The following is a 15,368-nucleotide window of genomic DNA, read 5'->3' as shown; positions in this document are numbered from 1 at the left end:
GGGGTGAGGCTCGCGGCGCCTTCGCGCCGGGGTGTCCCACGGCGCGAAGGTCACCCGTCGGTCGTCGACGGGAGCGAGTAGAGCCGGGTGGGCCGTCCGGCGCCGTACTGGAGGCGGACCCTGAGCTCCCCGATATGAGCCAGGTGCTCGAGATATCGCCGAGCGCTGGTACGGGCCATTCCGGTCGCCTCGGCGCATTCTTGAGCCGATATCTCACCTCGCCCCCTCACCACTTCACGAACAACTTCTGCACTCTCCCTGCTCAGGCCTTTGGGCAAGGGGCTTGCGGGACGCCTCTGATGGGGCGCGGGGAAGATGGTGTCGATGAATTCCTGGTCCAGGCCGCCCGGCGACATGACCTGGAGCGAGTCCCGGTAGTAGGACATCCGGTCTCCCAGCTCGACCAGGTCGAAGGGTTTGACCAAATACTGCGAGACGCCCCACCGAAGCGCTGTCTTCACGTATCCGGCGTCCCGCTCGGCCGTGATGACGATCGCGTCGACGTCGTGCCCCGCCTGCCTGAGCCGGCGGAGCACCTCGAGGCCGTCGATGTCCGGCAGGTGGACGTCGAGGAGGATCAGTTGGGGCCCCTTGTTCGCGACCTGCTCGATGGCGTCCATACCGGTGTTCGCGGTCCCAACGACGCGAAATCCAGCGATCGAGGAGACGAATTTTGCGTGGACGTTGGCGATCATAAAATCATCGTCGACAACAAGGACATCTACCATATTTTCCTTATTTCTCTGCATCGAGACTGTAGCGATAGGTGTTGACGTTCTTGCGAGGGGTGATGGCAACCTACCAGTGAGGATTCCACCTATTGCGGACGCGCCTGTGAGGCCGCCCCGGCGCCCAGTTGTCCCTCCAGCCAGCGAGACGCGCCGACGACCTCGTCGATGAATCCGGGCACGGTGCTAGCAGTGAACCGTTGCTCGGGTCCGGTGATGTTGATCGCTCCCACCACCTGGCCCGTCGGGTCGCGCACCGGGGCGGCGATCGACCAGGTGTTGCCGACCCGCGCCCCCTGCGAGCTGGCATAGCCCTGCGCACGGATCTCGGCCAGGACGCCGGAGAGCCGCTCGCGCTCGGGCGGTGCGAATTCGGTGCGCGAGTCGAGAAAGGCGTCCTGCTCCTGCGGCTCGAGATGAGCCAGGATGACCAAGGAGGGCGAGCCGACATGGAGCGGCACGGACGCGCCCAGGTCCCCGTAGGTCCGTCGTAGCTCGTGGTGCGACTCGGCCTGCCTGATGGGGACGCGCGCCCATCCCTCCCGCAGGTGCAGGCCGGCGGTCTCGCCCGTCGCGTCCCGCAGACGCTCCAGCACCACGCCCCCTGCGGTGCCGAATCGACCCCACTGCGCGGCGTAGGCCCCGGCCAAGCCCAGGGTGCGAGGCCCCAGCGCGAACCTGCCACCGGGAACCTCCCGCGCCAGCCCAGAAGCGGCGAGGGTGACCAGGTAGCGCCACACGGTGGTCCGGTTGAGACCCAGGCGCGCCGCGAGCTGGGCGGGCGTCTGTGCCTCCACCCCACCTTCCAGGGCGAACAGCACGTCCGTCGCGCGCTGGAGTGACTGCAACGCCGGCGGTGTAAAGTCGTTCATATAACGATCGTTACTGTTCACGATGTGAACAGAGTAGGGAGCGTACAGATGGGTGTCAAGCAGGCCGGCGGTCGGCGCGAGACGATGTTTCCGCTGCGAACGGTGCTGATCGGCACCTTCGCCCCGGCACTGCTCTTCGGTGTCGCCATCGGCGTGGTCCTCCCGCTCATCCCACTGAGCGCCACGAGGCTCGGCGGCAGCCTTGCCGTCGCAGGGTTCGCCGCCGCCCTGATGCCTGTGGGGCGGGTCCTGGCCGACGTCCCTGCCGGCCTCTTCGCTGCCCGTGTCGGCGACCGCAGGGCTATGTTCGTCGGCGCCCTGCTGGGTGCCGTGTCTGCCTGCGCCCTGGCGTGGGCGCCAGGACTGTGGGTGCTCGGCGCCGCAACCCTGACGATGGGGACGGCCATCGCGGTGTTCAACCTCGCCCGACAGTCGTACCTGACCGAGATCACGCCGCCGGCCCACCGGGCACGGGTTCTCTCGACCCTCGGTGGCATGCACCGGGTCGGCTACTTCGTCGGCCCGTTCCTCGGCGCAGCCGTCCTCATCGGCAACAGCATGAGGCCCGCGTACTGGCTGGCTGCCGGGTGCGCCTTCGTATCGGCGCTCGTCGTCCTGGCGGTCCGCGCCGGGACTCATCCTGCGCGGGAGGGGCAGCCAGCACCGCCGCGCGCCCCCGTGTCCCTGTCGTCCCTGCTCCGGCGACACCGCCCCCTCGTCATGACCCTCGGCGTCACGACCGTCCTCGTCGGTGCGGTGCGTGGCGCGCGCACGACCGTGCTGCCTCTGTGGGGTGAACACCTGGGCCTGGACGCCGAGCTGATCTCCGTGATCTTCGGGATCTCGGGCGGCCTGGACATGCTGCTCTTCTACCCTTCGGGCAAGATCATGGACCGCTTCGGCCGCCTGTGGATCGCTGTGCCCTCGATGCTCCTGCTGGCCCTCTCGATGGTGCTGCTGCCGGCCGCCACGACAGCGTCCACGACGGCCTTCGTGGCCGTGCTCCTCGGCATCGGCAACGGTCTCGGGTCCGGGCTCATGATGACCCTCGGCGCCGACGTCGCTCCGGCGGACGAGCGCTCAGCCTTCCTCGGGGTCTGGCGTCTCCTCCAGGACTGTGGCGACGCAGTGGGCCCTCTCATCATCGCGGGAGGAGCGGCAGCCGGCTCGCTGGCTGCGGGCATCTGGGTCACCGGGGCGATGGGTCTGGGTGCCGCAGCGGGACTTGGTCGCTGGGTGCCCCGCTACTCCGAGCACGCCAACCGGGCCACTCGACGACGCGCCGGCATAGCGGTCGGGTGACCTCTCGCGCGTGGGCCCGGGTCGAGTGGTCCCGGGCCGCCGAGTCGGTCGGTGTCCAGGTCGGCGTGACGCCCGTGGAGGTGCAGCGCATCCTGGGTCAGAGCACGCCGGCGACGACGCTCAACCTCTACACGCACCTACTGCCCGAGGCGCTGGACGGCATGGCCGCCGTGAGACATCCTCCGGGGGACAGCGCTTGACCTGCGACGACCGTCGGTGGGCCCCGTGGGACTCGAACCCACAACCTACGGATTAAAAGTCCGCAGCTCTGACCATTGAGCTAGAGGCCCTGCACGGCGCACCGCGCGAGCCCACAGGGTACTCCGCGGCACCGGTGCACCCGGGGCAGCGCCTCAGGTCAGGCCCTTCCACCACTTCTTCGGCTCCTCGCCGACCGCCATCGAGACGACGCGCAGCGAGGAGAAGACGCCGTAGTTGACGATGCGGACCCGGTAGGCGGACGGGTCGACCTCGCCGACCCGCACCTTCTGGTCGGCGAAGATCGCCACGCCGCCCTCCATGTCCACGGCCACGCCCGGCGGCACGATGACGCGCGTCTCGGAGAAGCCGCCGTAGATCCGCAGCTCGACGGTGCCCGAGCGCACGACCGCCTCGCGCAGGTCGAGGACGGCGTCGGAGAAGCCCTGCGTCACGGTGAGCACCGGCGGGACCTCCCAGCGGCCCGCGCGGCGGACCGAGCTGAAGAAGCCCGCCACCGACGCGCCGGCGGTGCCGGACGTCGCCGGGGGAGCGGGGGTGGACGCGGGCTGCACCGCCGTGGGCTCGACGGGGGCGGGTGACCACCCCGGCGTGTCCTCCGCGGGGCCGCGCAGGCCGGCGTCGGGCAGGATCGGGCGCATTCCGGTGGTGTCCTCCACCGGGCCGCCGGCCCAGCGCTCGTCCGGCCGGGGGGCGTGGTCAGGTGCTCCGGTCATGGGTCCCAACCTAGAGCCAGCGCCGCCTGCGGTGCGAAAGAGTTCCCGGGAGGGGCCGTCGCCGGCCTCAGGGCCGGTGGGGCAGCCGCACGTCGGCCCAGACCAGCCGGTGGTCGCTGGTCGGGAACGGATAGGTGCCAACCAGCCGGAAGAGCGGGTCGCTCGCCAGCGGCCAGAACACCTGGGCGTCCAGGACCGGCAGCGACGTGCTCGGCAGCACGTAGTCCACCCGGAGGTTGCCCGGTGGCTCGGAGAAGTCGGCGGTGTCGAAGGCCGGGTCGCCCCGGTGCTCGAGGTTGACGCCGCCCTGCACGAGCGCCTGCTCCGGCCCGCCGGGGCTGCGCGGGGTGACCTTCGTGCTGATCCGGGGGTGGTCGAGGAGCTGGTTGATCGCCCCGTCGAGGGAGTCGCCGTCGAAGGGGTCGGCGTTGTAGTCACCCACGATGACGAAGCGGGCGCCGGGCTCCAGCCCGCCGCGGCCTCCCTCGTCGTCGTAGATGTAGGAGCTGCGCTGCCCGGGCGAGACGTAGTCGGCCCAGAACCGGATCTCGTCGTGGTTGCGGCGGCCGTTGCGGTCCTCCGGCCCGTCGAAGGTGGGCGGGGTCGGGTGCGCCGCCAGCACGTGGACGGTGTGCCCGCCGATGGTCACCGGCACGTCCCAGTGGGACTTGCTCGAGAGCCGCAGCGCCTCCCGTGCGTCGTCGTCGTAGAAGCCCTCGGGGATGACGTTGCCCGGCATGTCCGCCCAGCGGAACAGCTGGAAGGTGCGGACGGCGTCGACGTCGATCGGGTAGCGCGAGTAGACGACCATGCCGTACTGCCCCGGGAAGAGCCCGAAGCCCCAGGCGTCGTCCGGGCCGCCGACCACGCCGTCGCCGTTGAGGTCGTGGCCGCTCGGCACGCCGGTGTTGACCGGCGCCACGTAGGTGTAGGGATAGTCGAGGGGCTCGGCGCCGTTCTGCGGCACGGCCAGGTAGTTGTCGTGGAAGAGCTCGGCGTTGCCGGGGGCCTGGTCGAACTCGTTGATGAGCACCACGTCCGGCCGCGCCCGCTGGAGGGTCTCGGCCGCATTGCGGATCTGCTGGTCGTCCCCGGCCTGCAGCCGCTGCGTCAGCTCGCCCTCCACCTCCCGGTTGAGGCTGGCGTTGAAGGTCGCGAAGCGGACGTCCATGTCGGGCCTCCCCGGCGGTTCGGGTCGGCCGGGCGCGGCCGAGGTGGGGGCCGCCCCGAGAGCGGCGGCGAGGGTGAGGGCCATGGCGGCGGCCCCGACGGCACGGCGGGTGGGGTGCGTCATCCCGGCACCCTAGGCACGGTATGACGCACCGCGCCACCTCCGCGCGGCGCCGACCGCGGCCCACCACCCCTGTGGCACGCTTATGCTCATGAGTGAACAATCTGCCGGCACCACCCTCACCAGAGCCGAGCGCGCCCTGGTCGAGACCAACGGCATCGAGGTGATCGACGAGGCGGAACGCACCGCCCGCCCCGCGGACCTCTTCTGGCCGTGGTTCGCCGCCAACGTCTCGGTCTTCGGAATGAGCTACGCCGCCTTCGTCTACGGCTTCGGCATCTCCTTCGGCCAGGCCCTCGTCGTCGCGGTGGTCGGCATCGTGCTGTCCTTCTTCTTCTGCGGCATCATCGCGATCGCCGGCAAGCGCGGCTCGGCACCGACGATGGTGCTCTCGCGCGCCGCCTTCGGCGTGCAGGGGCAGAAGGTGCCCGGCGTGGTGTCCTGGCTGGTCTCGATCGGCTGGGAGACCTTCCTCGCCATCATGGCCGTGCTCGCGACCGCCACCGTCTTCCGCGAGCTGGGCTGGGCCAGCGGCACCTCGACCAAGGTCATCGCGACCCTCGTGGTCACCGCGCTCATCGTGCTGGCCTCGGTCGCCGGCTACCACACGATCATGCGGCTGCAGTCGATCCTGACGTGGGTGACGGGCGTCATCACGATCGTCTACATCGCGATGACCTTCCACCTCGTCGACCTGTCGACGGTGACCCTGCGCGAGGGCGGCTCGACCGAGTCGGTCATCGGCGCCCTCGTCATGGTCATGACCGGCTTCGGCCTGGGCTGGATCAACATCGCCGCCGACTGGTCGCGCTACCAGCGCCGCAGCACGCCCGGCAGCCGGATCGTCTTCTGGAACACCCTCGGCGGCGCGCTGCCCGTGGTGCTCCTCGTCGGCTACGGCCTGCTCCTCGTCGGCTCCCGTCCCGACCTCGAGGAGGGCATCGCCAACGACCCGATCGGCACGCTGGCCACGATCCTGCCCAACTGGTTCCTCGTGCCCTTCCTCGTCGCCGCCGTCCTCGCCCTCGTCAGCGGTGCCGTGCTCGGCATCTACTCCTCGGGCCTGACGCTGCTCTCGCTCGGCATCGACATCCCGCGCCCGGCTGCCGCCGGCATCGACGGGGTCATCCTCACCGTCGGCACGATCTGGGTCGTCTTCTTCGCCGAGAGCTTCCTCGGTCCCTTCCAGAGCTTCCTCATCACCCTCGGCGTGCCGCTCGCCGCCTGGGCCGGCATCCTCATGGCCGACATCGCCCTGCGCCGCAAGGACTACGACGAGCGCGCGCTCTTCGACGCCCGCGGCCGCTACGGCGCCTGGGACTGGACCTCGGTCGGCACGATGGCGGTGGCCTCGGTCATCGGGTGGGGCCTGGTCATCAACCTCTTCGCCGAGGACGCAGCCTGGAACAACTGGCAGGGCTACCTGCTCGGCCCGCTGGGCGGCAAGGACGGCACCTGGGCCTTCGCCAACATCGGCGTCCTGGTCGCCCTCGTCCTCGGGTTCGTCGTCACCCTCCTGGCGCGCCGAGGCACGGTCCGTCGACAGGAGCAGGACGGCCCGACCCGCGCCGCCGACGAGCAGGCCCCGGCGGTCTCGCGGTGACCTCCCCCGACCCCTGGCTGGTCGTCATCGACGCCCAGGCGATCTTCGCCGACCCCGCCTCGGAGTGGGTGGCCCCGCGCTTCGCCGAGACCGTGGATCCGGTCCGCGAGCTCGTCGCCGAGCACGGCGAGCGTGCGGTAGCCACCCGGTGGGTGCCCCCGCGGGTGAAGCAGGGCTCGTGGGTGCCCTACTTCGAGACCTTCCCGTTCGCCGACCGCGACCCCGACGACCCGATCTTCGACCTGGTGCCCGAGGTGGCCTCCCTCGGGATCCCTCACGTGGTCTCGGAGCCGACCTTCGGCAAGTGGGGCCCCGGCCTGGCTGCGGTCACCGGCGAGCACGCCCACCTGGTGCTCGCCGGGGTCGCCACCGACTGCTGCGTGCTCTCGACGGCCCTCGCGGCCGCCGACGCAGGCTGCTTCGTCGAGGTCGTGCCGCAAGCGTGCGCCGGGTCGACCGACGAGGCGCACGAGCGGGCGCTGGCGGCGATGCGTCTCTACGCGCCGCAGATCGTCGTCCGCAGCTGACCGGCGGTTTCACGCCCTGACGGGGGGCGCTTCCGTCGGCGTGCCAGGAAGAGGCGCCGGACGGTGCACAATGGTGCCCCGTGAGCGCCGAGCTGATCGTCCTGGTGCTGGTGATCGTCGTGGCCCTGGCCTTCGACTTCACCAACGGTTTCCACGACACCGCCAACGCCATGGCCACGTCCATCGCCACGGGGGCACTGACCCCGCGGAGGGCGGTGGCCCTGTCGGCTGTCCTCAACCTCGTCGGCGCCTTCCTGTCGATCGAGGTGGCCCTGACCGTCACCAACTCGGTCATCGACATCCAGGCACCGGACGGATCCCCACGCCCGGAGCTGATCGGCGACGGGGGGTTGTCGCTCCTCGTCGTCATCCTGGCCGGCCTCGTCGGCGCGATCCTGTGGAACGTCGTGACGTGGCTGCTCGGGCTGCCGTCCTCGTCCTCCCACGCGCTCTTCGGAGGCCTTATCGGCGCGACCGTGGCCTCCCTCGGGTGGGACGGGGTGAAGTGGGTCGGTGACGGCTCCGGCCTCGACGGCGTGGTCGGCAAGGTCGTGCTCCCGGCGGTGATGTCCCCGGCGATCGCGATCATCGTCGCCGCGGTCGGCACGGCGCTCGTCTACAAGATCACCCAGGGCGTCGCGAAGCGCTACCGTGAGCGCGGCTTCCGCTGGGGCCAGATCGGCTCGGCCTCCCTGGTCTCGCTCGCGCACGGCACCAACGACGCCCAGAAGACGATGGGCATCATCACCCTGGCGCTGATCGCCACGGGCCACTGGGCCGACACCGGCAACGTCCCCTTCTGGGTCAAGGCCTCCTGCGCGATGGCCATCGCCCTCGGCACCTACCTCGGCGGCTGGCGGATCATCCGGACCCTGGGCAAGGGCCTCGTGGAGATCTCCTCGCCGCAGGGCATGGCGGCCGAGTCCGCCTCCGCCGCAGTCATCCTCACGGCCAGCCACATGGGCTTCGCCATCTCCACCACCCACGTCGCGACCGGCTCGATCCTCGGCTCGGGCGTGGGGCGTCGCGCCGACGTGCGCTGGGGCGTCGCCGGCCGCATGGTCATCGCCTGGCTCATCACGCTGCCGATGGCCGCCATCGCGGGCGCCATCACCTGGTGGGTCGGCCGGCTCTTCGGCGGGGGCGGTCTGGCGGCCGTCGTCATGACGGCCATCCTCGTGGCCGCGTGCGGCTGGATGTTCCTGCACTCGCGCCGCCGTCCGGTCAACCGCCACAACGTCAACGCCGAGTGGGAGGACGGGACCGCCGACGGTCTGGCCCAGGAGTCGTCCGCCGCGACCCGGACGGAGGTGGAGCGGTGAGCGCGCTGGTCGGTCACGCCCTCGAGGGGGCGGCCCAGGTACTCTTCGTCGGACTACTGCTGGGAGCGGGACTGCCCGCCGTCTTCGCGCTGGGCATCCGCGCGCTGGCGTGGGGCGACGGCGGCGACGCCGAGGTGGTCCAGGGTCGCCCCCAGCCGATGGGACGCCTGCTGGCCTACGTCTGCTTCGCGCTGGTGGGTCTGGGTGTCCTGCTCGGGCTGGCGGTCATCGTCGGCGGTGGGTTCGGGGTCGAGCTCGGGCTGGAGGGCATGGTGCCCACGGTCCGGAGGGAGGAGTGAGGTCTGTGGAGCAGACGGGGCAGGGTCGTCGCCCAGGGGTCATCGGCCGGGTCGTGACGTGGCTTCGCGCCGGTTATCCCGAGGGCATCCCCACCGGTGACTACGTCGCGCTGCTCGGTGTGCTCCGCCGCCGCCTGCACGAGGACGAGATCGCCGAGATCGTCGAGCTGCTCGCCCAGCAGCGCGAGCTGGGCGTGACCTCCGAGCGCATCCGCGAGCTCATCCGCGAGTACTCCCTCCAGGACCCCTACGAGGCCGACGTGGAGCGCGTCACCGCGCTGCTGCGGGAGGCCGGCTACCCGGTCGACGGCGAGGAGTTCCCCGAGGACGACGAGCCCGACGACGAGCCCGACGCCGAGACCTCGGAGGTCGACCTGCAGGAGCCCGGCCCCGACGGGGCCGACCGGCCGTAGTCCCGCTCAGATGCGCGAGCGCAGCACCTCGAGCACCGCGAGGCCGTAGGCCTCCTCGGCGTCCCGGTGGACGAGCGTCGTGGGTGTCCCCCCGACCAGCGCCACCACGGCATACCCCTCCTCGGTGCGGCCGAGCCCGACGAAGTCGTGCCCGAGCACCGCGCGCAGCTGGTCCTCCCGCGGCAGCCACACCGTCTCCTCGAGGGCGACCGAGTCGAGCGCCCACTCGGCGACGCCGTTGAAGCCGATGACGCTGCCGCCGACGAACTCGTGGACCTCGACGGTCATGTCGGCCAGGTAGAAGACCTCCTCGGCCAGGCCCGGCCGGTCGACCACGAAGCGGTCGCCGGGCATCGGTGACCAGTTCAGGCCCGCGGCGAGCAGGCGGCGGGCCAGGTCGGTCGACAGCATCGTCCCAGTATGACGAAGGGCCGGCCCGTGAGCAGGCCGGCCCTTCGCGGGTGCTGGGGGAAGGTCAGACGGTCGCGGCGACCTCGTCGCGCACCGCGGCGGGACGGGCGCGCAGCCCGATGCCGCCGACGATCATGCCGGCCCCGACGCCCATGGCCATCGTCGCGACACCGAAGGCGACGACCGAGGTGAAGAGCGAGGCGCGCAGGAACGAGGCGTTCATCGCGACGGCCCGCAGCGGGTCCTCACGGTCGAGCTCGGCGTAGGTCTTGCCTCCGGTCGAGTCCAGCGCGTGCTTGTCGATGATCTGGGCCTGGGCGAAGGCCGAGAACGGGCCGTCCACGTGGTCGCCCGCCAGGAAGGCGGCGTCGTCGGCCACCGTGACGTTGGCCCGGCTCAGCTCCTGGCTCACCATCACGTAGGTCACACCACCCGCGACGATGAAGACGAGACCGAGGATCGCGAGGATCGTTCCCATGGTGCGGCTGGTGCGCATTTTCCTACTACCTTTCGTCGGAGACAGAAATAGAGTAGGGCCGAGGGGCCGTTCCTGCCAAGTCGCCACCGGTGGTCCCGGAGTCGACCCGCGCGACGCCGCGATGACGGACAATGGACGGGATGCCTGCCGAGCCCGCCGCCGCCCACCCGCCCGCCACCGACCCCCGGACGCTGACCGACCGCATCCCGCCGGGCCGGGCCGCCGGTGACCCCGACGCCCTCTACGAGGTCTTCGCGGAGTGGGCCCAGGAGCGGGGGACACCGCTCTACCCGCACCAGGAGGAGTCGGTCCTGCACCTGCTCGAGGGCTCCAACCTCGTGCTCTCGACGCCGACCGGCAGCGGCAAGTCGCTGGTGGCGACGGCCGCGGCATACCTCGCCCTGGCGGGTCAGGACGGCACCCGTGCGGGCGGGGGAGCGGCCGAGCCGCGCGTGACCTTCTACACCGCGCCGATCAAGGCGCTCGTGAGCGAGAAGTTCTTCGACCTCTGCCGCGTCTTCGGCGCCGACAACGTGGGCATGCTCACCGGCGACGCCTCCGTCAACGCCGACGCCCCGATCATCGTGTGCACCGCCGAGGTGCTCGCCAACATCGCGCTGCGCGAGGGCGAGCAGGCCGACGTGGGCATGGTCGTCATGGACGAGTTCCACTACTACGCCGAGCCCGACCGGGGCTGGGCCTGGCAGGTGCCGCTGCTCACGCTCCCGCAGGCGCAGTTCGTGCTGATGTCGGCCACCCTCGGCGACGTCTCGGGGATCGCCGAGGACCTCACCCGGCGGACCGGCCGGGAGACCGCGCAGGTCACCGGCGTGGAGCGGCCCGTCCCGCTGCACTTCAGCTGGGCGATGACCCCGGTGCCCGAGACCGTGACCGACCTGCTCCAGGAGCGCCAGGCCCCCGTCTACGTCGTGCACTTCACCCAGAAGGACGCCCTCGAGCGGGCGCAGTCGCTGATGTCGGTGCAGCTGCTGACCAAGGACGAGAAGGAGGCGGTGCGGGAGCGCATCGGGGCGTTCCGGTTCACCGCGGGCTTCGGACGGACGCTGTCCAAGCTGGTCCGCCACGGGGTGGGCGTGCACCACGCGGGCATGCTGCCCCGCTACCGCCGGCTCGTCGAGCAGCTCGCCCAGGACGGCCTGCTCAAGGTCATCTGCGGCACCGACACCCTCGGCGTCGGCATCAACGTGCCGATCCGCACGGTGCTCTTCACCGGGCTGGCCAAGTACGACGGCTCGCGCTCGCGTATCCTGCGTGCCCGCGAGTTCCACCAGATCGCCGGGCGGGCGGGGCGCGCGGGCTACGACACCGTGGGGTATGTCGTGGTGCAGGCGCCCGAGCACGTCATCGAGAACGCGCGTGCCGTGGAGCGTGCGGGGGACGACCCGAAGAAGCAGCGCAAGATCCAGAAGAAGAAGCCGCCGGAGGGCTTCGTCTCCTGGACCGAGGAGACCTACGACAAGCTCGTCGCCTCCGCCCCGGAGCCGCTGGTCTCCCGGATGAAGGTCGACCACTCGGTGATCATCAACACCGTCGCCCGCGCCGGTGACCCGGTGACCAACCTGGCGAGGCTGCTCCGCGACAACCACGAGCAGCCGAAGGCCCAGGCGCGACTGGCCAGGAAGGCGATCGCGCTCGGCCGCTCGATGCTCGACAGCGGCATCCTGGTGCGCCGGGAGACTCCGGGCCCGGACGGGCGGACCCTCGACCTGGCCCCCGGGGTGCAGGACAACTTCGCCCTCAACCAGCCGCTGGCGCCCTTCGCGCTCGCCGCCGTCGAGCTCTTCGACCGCGACGACCCGGCCTACCCCCTCGACGTGCTGTCCGTGGTCGAGGCCGTGCTCGACGATCCGATGCCGGTGCTGCTCGCCCAGCGCTACCGTGCCCGGGGCGAGGCCGTCGGGCAGATGAAGGCCGACGGCATCGACTACGACGAGCGGATGACGCTGCTCGAGGACGTCACGTGGCCGCGGCCGCACGCCGAGCTGCTCGAGGAGGCGCTGGCGACCTACCGCCAGAGCCACCCGTGGGTGCCGCTGGACGCGCTGTCGCCCAAGGCCGTCGTGCGCGACATGTGGGAGCGCGCGATGAGCTTCACCGAGTACGTCGGCTACTACCAGCTCTCCCGGTCCGAGGGCGTGCTGCTGCGCTACCTCACCGACTGCTACCGGACGATCCGGCAGACGCTGCCCTCCTCGGCGATGACCGAGGACCTGGAGGACCTGGTGCACTGGCTCGGCGAGACCATCCGCCAGACCGACTCCTCGCTGCTGGAGGAGTGGGAGGCGCTCACCGACCCCGAGCTCGTCGCGGCCGCCGCCGCGCGCGCGGCCTCCGGTGCGCCGGCTCCACCGGCCCGTCCGATCACGAGCAACGAGCGGGCCTTCCGCGTCATGGTGCGCAACGCCGCCTGGCGCCGGGTCGAGCTGGTCGCCGACGACGGCTGGAACGCGCTGGGCGAGCTCGAGGCCCAGGTCGCCGCCCTGCCCGAGCCGCCGCGGGAGCCGCTCATGTCGAGCTCGGACTGGGACGACGCGCTGGAGACCTACTACGAGGACCACGACGAGGTGCTGCTCGACGCCGACGCCCGCGGGCCGCAGCGGCTGCGCGTGGAGCCCCTCGCGGGCGAGCACTCGGCGATCACCGAGGGCCGCCCCGGCCGGGTGTGGCGCGTCGTGCAGACGATCTCCGACCCCGAGGGCGACCTCGACTGGGTGATCGAGGCCGAGTGCGACCTGGACGCCTCCGACGAGGTCGGCGAGCCGGTGCTGCTGGCCACCGCGATGCGACGGCTCTGAGGCCCCGACCTCGGGGGAGCTGCCCCGGTGCGCCCTAGTGGTGCCCGTCCCGGCCCTCGGCCACCACCCTCGCGAGGTTGCCCAGCACGAACTCCCAGCCCGTCCGGTAGTCGTCGGTGCTCGTCGGGTCCGTGCGATGTCGGACGGTGACGAGCGTGCCGTCGCCCTCAGGCTCCAGCGTGACGATCACCGCGTCCTCGGTCCCGGCCCCGTCCCAGCGCCACGTCAGCTCGAGCGCGCGGGGCGCCTCGACCGCGACGAAGGTGCCCTCCACGCCGGCCTGCCCCTGCACGCTGCGGGCGTGGTAGGCCCCGCCGGGCCGGGCGTCCACGGCATACCTGCTGTCGGGCCAGTGCGGCCACCACCACCGGGCCCAGACCTCGGCGTCCGTCCAGAGCGCCCACACCTCCTCCCGGGGCGCGGCGACCTGCTGGGTGACCACGAGCTCTGCGGTGTCGTCCATGAGACCTCCTCGAGCCACTCTGCCACGGACCGACGGACTAGATGACGCCCTCCAGGTAGTCGAGCACGGAGGTGCGCACCGGCATGAGGTAGATGTTCTGCCCCTGCTCCCCCGCCGCGTCGATCGCGCGCCGAGCGTAGTCGCGCTGCCACGCCAGCGTGGGCTCGAAGTCGCGGGGGAAGGCGACCAGGTTGCGGCGCCGCCAGTAGCCGATCGAGGCCTGGGTGGTGACGGTCGTCGCGCCCCACCACACCTCGATGTCGGAGGGCAGCACCCGACCCCAGGTCGCCATGTAGGAGGTGTCGAAGAAGGGCTGGGTGAAGACGCCGACGGCACCGGCCGACAGCTTGCGCTCGAGATAGCGCATCTCGGTGGCGATGCCGCTGCGGTAGGGGTCGAGACCGGCGTAGACGCGCACCTCGGGCAGCTCTGCGCGGAAGCGGCGGATGACGTCGACCGCGTCGACGGGATAGGTGTGGTGGGTGAAGTAGTCGGCGTCGTCGCCGGAGACCACCAGCACCTCCGTGATCCCGTGCGCACGGATCGCCTCGGCCATCGGGAGCGGGGCGTCGGGGTCCACGTCGGCCGCGCGCACGTGCGGGATGACGGGGTATGCCGTGCCGTCGGCCCGGGCGGGAGCGCCCCGGACCACCCCGCAGGCGTCCCAGCTGCGCAGGGGGAACTTGAGCAGGTCGGGGACGTTGATGGTCGTCACCCCGGGCAGCCGCTGGGCGATCTCGGCCATCTCGGCGGTGAGCGACTCCGCGCTGCGGGGGACGAGCTCGACCGAGATGCGGGTCTCGGCGGTGCGGGGCTGGGGTGTCGTCATCGACGTACAGTGTGTCAACCTTCGACGCGGGTCGCGAAATCAGCCGCACGGTCGAAGATGCTTCGATGAAAGCACCCGTCCCATGGACGTCACGACGGACGTTCACGGGACGGGAGCAGGCGCCGGGCGCCGGGACTGCTGGTCAGCGGGTCGCGGGCAGCTCCGGCAGCACGTCCGGGTTGGCCTCGAGCCAGGCCTCGACGGCCTCGGACTCGCGGCCCTCGCCGTACTCGTTGACGACCATGTCCTCCAGGGAGCCGTACTCCTCGTCGGTCAGCGTCAGCTGGCCGAGCCACTCGGCGACCTCGGGGTGCTCCTCGGCGAAGCCGTCGGTGCCGAGGAAGTGCAGGCCCTCGGGATCGCCCATGGCGCCCTCGGGGTCCTCGAGGTCCTTCATCGGGAACTCGGTGTAGGCCCAGAACGGGCGCCACAGGGTGACGACGATGTCCTCCTCGTCGGCCACCGCGCTGCTCAGCTCGCTCAGCATCGCGGTCGTCGAGGAGGTCACGAGCTCCCAGTCCTCGAGGCCGTAGGCGGGCATCATGCTGTCCTGCGTCACCCCGGTCAGGCCGGCGCCGGGCTCGATGCCCACGATGCGGTTGCCGAACCGGTCGGCGTTGTCCTTGAGCTCCTCCATCGAGTCGATGTCGACGTACTCCGGCACCGCGATCGTCAGGACCGCGCCGTCGTAGTAGGCGCCGAGGTCCTCGATGCGGTCGCCGTACTCCTCCATGTAGTCGGCGTGGGTCACCTCCGGCCAGGCCGAGGGATACATGTCGACGTCGCCGTTGGCCAGGCCGGTGTAGAGCGGCGCGGCCTCGGTGAGCGTCTCCATCTCGACGGTGTAGCCCATCTCGCCGAGCTGGTGCTCGAGCAGGTGCGCCATCGACAGGCCGTCGGTCCAGGACGGCAGGAAGCCGAGGGTGATGGTGCCGGCGTCGCCGCCGGAGCCCTCGGAGCCGGAGGTGTCGTCGGAGCCGCCGTCGCCGCAGGCGGTGAGCACGAGGGCGGCGCCGGCCAGGCTGGCGACGACCGCTCCGGCGCGGGTGCGGGGAGTGCGGGGGTGGGTCCTCATCGTT

The 15,368-nt window shown here is 71.3% G+C and carries 17 protein-coding genes and 1 tRNA gene; 8 read left to right on the top strand and 10 right to left on the bottom strand.

All coding sequences use genetic code 11. From position 1 onward, the window contains the following. Nucleotides 1-50: 50 nt before the first annotated feature. A complete protein-coding gene (locus tag FB476_RS13880) occupies nucleotides 51-728 on the bottom strand; it encodes a response regulator (protein ID WP_141820891.1) in 678 nt (225 codons plus the stop codon). 89 nt (nucleotides 729-817) lie between these two features. Beyond that, a complete protein-coding gene (locus FB476_RS13875; protein ID WP_141820440.1) occupies nucleotides 818-1,621 on the bottom strand; it encodes an IclR family transcriptional regulator in 804 nt (267 codons plus the stop codon). 27 nt (nucleotides 1,622-1,648) lie between these two features. Here FB476_RS13875 and FB476_RS13870 point away from each other — a divergent pair, with 27 nt between their 5' ends. Continuing rightward, a complete protein-coding gene (locus tag FB476_RS13870) occupies nucleotides 1,649-2,902 on the top strand; it encodes an MFS transporter (RefSeq protein ID WP_238329798.1) in 1,254 nt (417 codons plus the stop codon). Continuing rightward, nucleotides 2,899-3,102 (top strand): site-specific integrase, encoded by a 204-nt coding sequence (locus FB476_RS13865; RefSeq protein ID WP_141820438.1) that lies wholly within the window; start codon nucleotides 2,899-2,901, stop codon nucleotides 3,100-3,102. The genes FB476_RS13870 and FB476_RS13865 overlap by 4 nt, the downstream gene beginning before the upstream one ends. Nucleotides 3,103-3,119: 17 nt before the next feature. On the opposite strand, the gene FB476_RS13860 is transcribed toward FB476_RS13865, so the two are convergent. From FB476_RS13860 to FB476_RS13850, 3 genes are all read right to left on the bottom strand, one after another. Next, nucleotides 3,120-3,192, bottom strand: a tRNA-Lys gene (locus tag FB476_RS13860). A 63-nt stretch (nucleotides 3,193-3,255) separates the two neighbouring features. Next, nucleotides 3,256-3,837 carry a hypothetical protein gene (locus tag FB476_RS13855; RefSeq protein ID WP_141820435.1) on the bottom strand — a complete coding sequence of 194 codons (582 nt, stop codon included), beginning with the start codon at nucleotides 3,835-3,837 and terminating at the stop codon, nucleotides 3,256-3,258. Nucleotides 3,838-3,904: 67 nt separating this feature from the next. Beyond that, complete coding sequence (locus tag FB476_RS13850) at nucleotides 3,905-5,131, bottom strand: endonuclease/exonuclease/phosphatase family protein (RefSeq protein ID WP_141820433.1); 1,227 nt, start codon at nucleotides 5,129-5,131, stop codon at nucleotides 3,905-3,907. A gap of 88 nt (nucleotides 5,132-5,219) precedes the next feature. On the opposite strand from FB476_RS13850, the gene FB476_RS13845 reads away from it, so the two are divergent. The 5 genes from FB476_RS13845 to FB476_RS13825 all read left to right on the top strand — a co-directional run bounded on the left by FB476_RS13845 (nucleotide 5,220) and on the right by FB476_RS13825 (nucleotide 9,292). After that, complete coding sequence (locus tag FB476_RS13845; protein ID WP_420359368.1) at nucleotides 5,220-6,731, top strand: purine-cytosine permease family protein; 1,512 nt, start codon at nucleotides 5,220-5,222, stop codon at nucleotides 6,729-6,731. Next, nucleotides 6,728-7,258, top strand: a complete 531-nt coding sequence (locus FB476_RS13840) for a cysteine hydrolase family protein (RefSeq protein WP_141820429.1) — start codon at nucleotides 6,728-6,730, stop codon at nucleotides 7,256-7,258. The genes FB476_RS13845 and FB476_RS13840 overlap by 4 nt, the downstream gene beginning before the upstream one ends. Before the next feature lie 80 nt (nucleotides 7,259-7,338). Further along, nucleotides 7,339-8,580: an inorganic phosphate transporter gene (locus FB476_RS13835; protein WP_141820427.1), complete on the top strand. Its 1,242-nt coding sequence runs from the start codon at nucleotides 7,339-7,341 to the stop codon at nucleotides 8,578-8,580. Then, a complete protein-coding gene (locus FB476_RS13830) occupies nucleotides 8,577-8,879 on the top strand; it encodes a hypothetical protein (protein WP_202877041.1) in 303 nt (100 codons plus the stop codon). The genes FB476_RS13835 and FB476_RS13830 overlap by 4 nt, the downstream gene beginning before the upstream one ends. Nucleotides 8,880-8,884: 5 nt before the next feature. Beyond that, nucleotides 8,885-9,292: a DUF3349 domain-containing protein gene (locus FB476_RS13825; RefSeq protein WP_170233662.1), complete on the top strand. Its 408-nt coding sequence runs from the start codon at nucleotides 8,885-8,887 to the stop codon at nucleotides 9,290-9,292. A gap of 6 nt (nucleotides 9,293-9,298) precedes the next feature. Here FB476_RS13825 and FB476_RS13820 read toward each other — a convergent pair whose 3' ends face one another. Both FB476_RS13820 and FB476_RS13815 read right to left on the bottom strand, forming a co-directional pair. Further along, complete coding sequence (locus FB476_RS13820; RefSeq protein WP_141820423.1) at nucleotides 9,299-9,703, bottom strand: hypothetical protein; 405 nt, start codon at nucleotides 9,701-9,703, stop codon at nucleotides 9,299-9,301. Between the two features lie 64 nt (nucleotides 9,704-9,767). Continuing rightward, nucleotides 9,768-10,199 carry an aromatic ring-opening dioxygenase LigA gene (locus FB476_RS13815; protein WP_141820421.1) on the bottom strand — a complete coding sequence of 144 codons (432 nt, stop codon included), beginning with the start codon at nucleotides 10,197-10,199 and terminating at the stop codon, nucleotides 9,768-9,770. 122 nt (nucleotides 10,200-10,321) lie between these two features. Here FB476_RS13815 and FB476_RS13810 point away from each other — a divergent pair, with 122 nt between their 5' ends. Further along, on the top strand, nucleotides 10,322-12,997 hold the full coding sequence (locus FB476_RS13810) for a DEAD/DEAH box helicase (RefSeq protein ID WP_141820419.1): 2,676 nt from the start codon (nucleotides 10,322-10,324) through the stop codon (nucleotides 12,995-12,997). Nucleotides 12,998-13,031: 34 nt separating this feature from the next. Here FB476_RS13810 and FB476_RS13805 read toward each other — a convergent pair whose 3' ends face one another. From FB476_RS13805 to FB476_RS13795, 3 genes are all read right to left on the bottom strand, one after another. Beyond that, nucleotides 13,032-13,460, bottom strand: a complete 429-nt coding sequence (locus FB476_RS13805; protein WP_141820417.1) for an SRPBCC family protein — start codon at nucleotides 13,458-13,460, stop codon at nucleotides 13,032-13,034. 37 nt (nucleotides 13,461-13,497) lie between these two features. Then, the gene (locus tag FB476_RS13800; protein ID WP_141820415.1) at nucleotides 13,498-14,289 is read right to left on the bottom strand and encodes a methylenetetrahydrofolate reductase; all 792 of its coding nucleotides are present in this window, start codon (nucleotides 14,287-14,289) and stop codon (nucleotides 13,498-13,500) included. Between the two features lie 142 nt (nucleotides 14,290-14,431). Beyond that, nucleotides 14,432-15,364, bottom strand: a complete 933-nt coding sequence (locus FB476_RS13795; RefSeq protein ID WP_141820413.1) for a glycine betaine ABC transporter substrate-binding protein — start codon at nucleotides 15,362-15,364, stop codon at nucleotides 14,432-14,434. Nucleotides 15,365-15,368 lie beyond the last annotated feature (4 nt).

Origin of the sequence: Ornithinimicrobium humiphilum, assembly GCF_006716885.1 — a bacterium.
GTDB lineage: Bacteria > Actinomycetota > Actinomycetes > Actinomycetales > Dermatophilaceae > Ornithinicoccus > Ornithinicoccus humiphilus.
This window is presented reverse-complemented; position numbering and strand designations above follow the sequence as displayed.

What these genes read in the sequence shown, in the direction of transcription:
- FB476_RS13810 (WP_141820419.1), top strand. Translation starts at nt 10,322, where the DNA reads ATGCCTGCCGAGCCCGCCGCCGCCCACCCGCCCGCCACCGACCCCCGG.
- FB476_RS13880 (WP_141820891.1), bottom strand. Translation starts at nt 728, where the DNA reads ATGGTAGATGTCCTTGTTGTCGACGATGATTTTATGATCGCCAACGTC.
- FB476_RS13855 (WP_141820435.1), bottom strand. Translation starts at nt 3,837, where the DNA reads ATGACCGGAGCACCTGACCACGCCCCCCGGCCGGACGAGCGCTGGGCC.
- FB476_RS13815 (WP_141820421.1), bottom strand. Translation starts at nt 10,199, where the DNA reads ATGCGCACCAGCCGCACCATGGGAACGATCCTCGCGATCCTCGGTCTC.
- FB476_RS13850 (WP_141820433.1), bottom strand. Translation starts at nt 5,131, where the DNA reads ATGACGCACCCCACCCGCCGTGCCGTCGGGGCCGCCGCCATGGCCCTC.
- FB476_RS13805 (WP_141820417.1), bottom strand. Translation starts at nt 13,460, where the DNA reads ATGGACGACACCGCAGAGCTCGTGGTCACCCAGCAGGTCGCCGCGCCC.
- FB476_RS13845 (WP_420359368.1), top strand. Translation starts at nt 5,220, where the DNA reads ATGAGTGAACAATCTGCCGGCACCACCCTCACCAGAGCCGAGCGCGCC.
- FB476_RS13795 (WP_141820413.1), bottom strand. Translation starts at nt 15,364, where the DNA reads ATGAGGACCCACCCCCGCACTCCCCGCACCCGCGCCGGAGCGGTCGTC.
- FB476_RS13870 (WP_238329798.1), top strand. Translation starts at nt 1,649, where the DNA reads ATGGGTGTCAAGCAGGCCGGCGGTCGGCGCGAGACGATGTTTCCGCTG.
- FB476_RS13820 (WP_141820423.1), bottom strand. Translation starts at nt 9,703, where the DNA reads ATGCTGTCGACCGACCTGGCCCGCCGCCTGCTCGCCGCGGGCCTGAAC.
- FB476_RS13800 (WP_141820415.1), bottom strand. Translation starts at nt 14,289, where the DNA reads ATGACGACACCCCAGCCCCGCACCGCCGAGACCCGCATCTCGGTCGAG.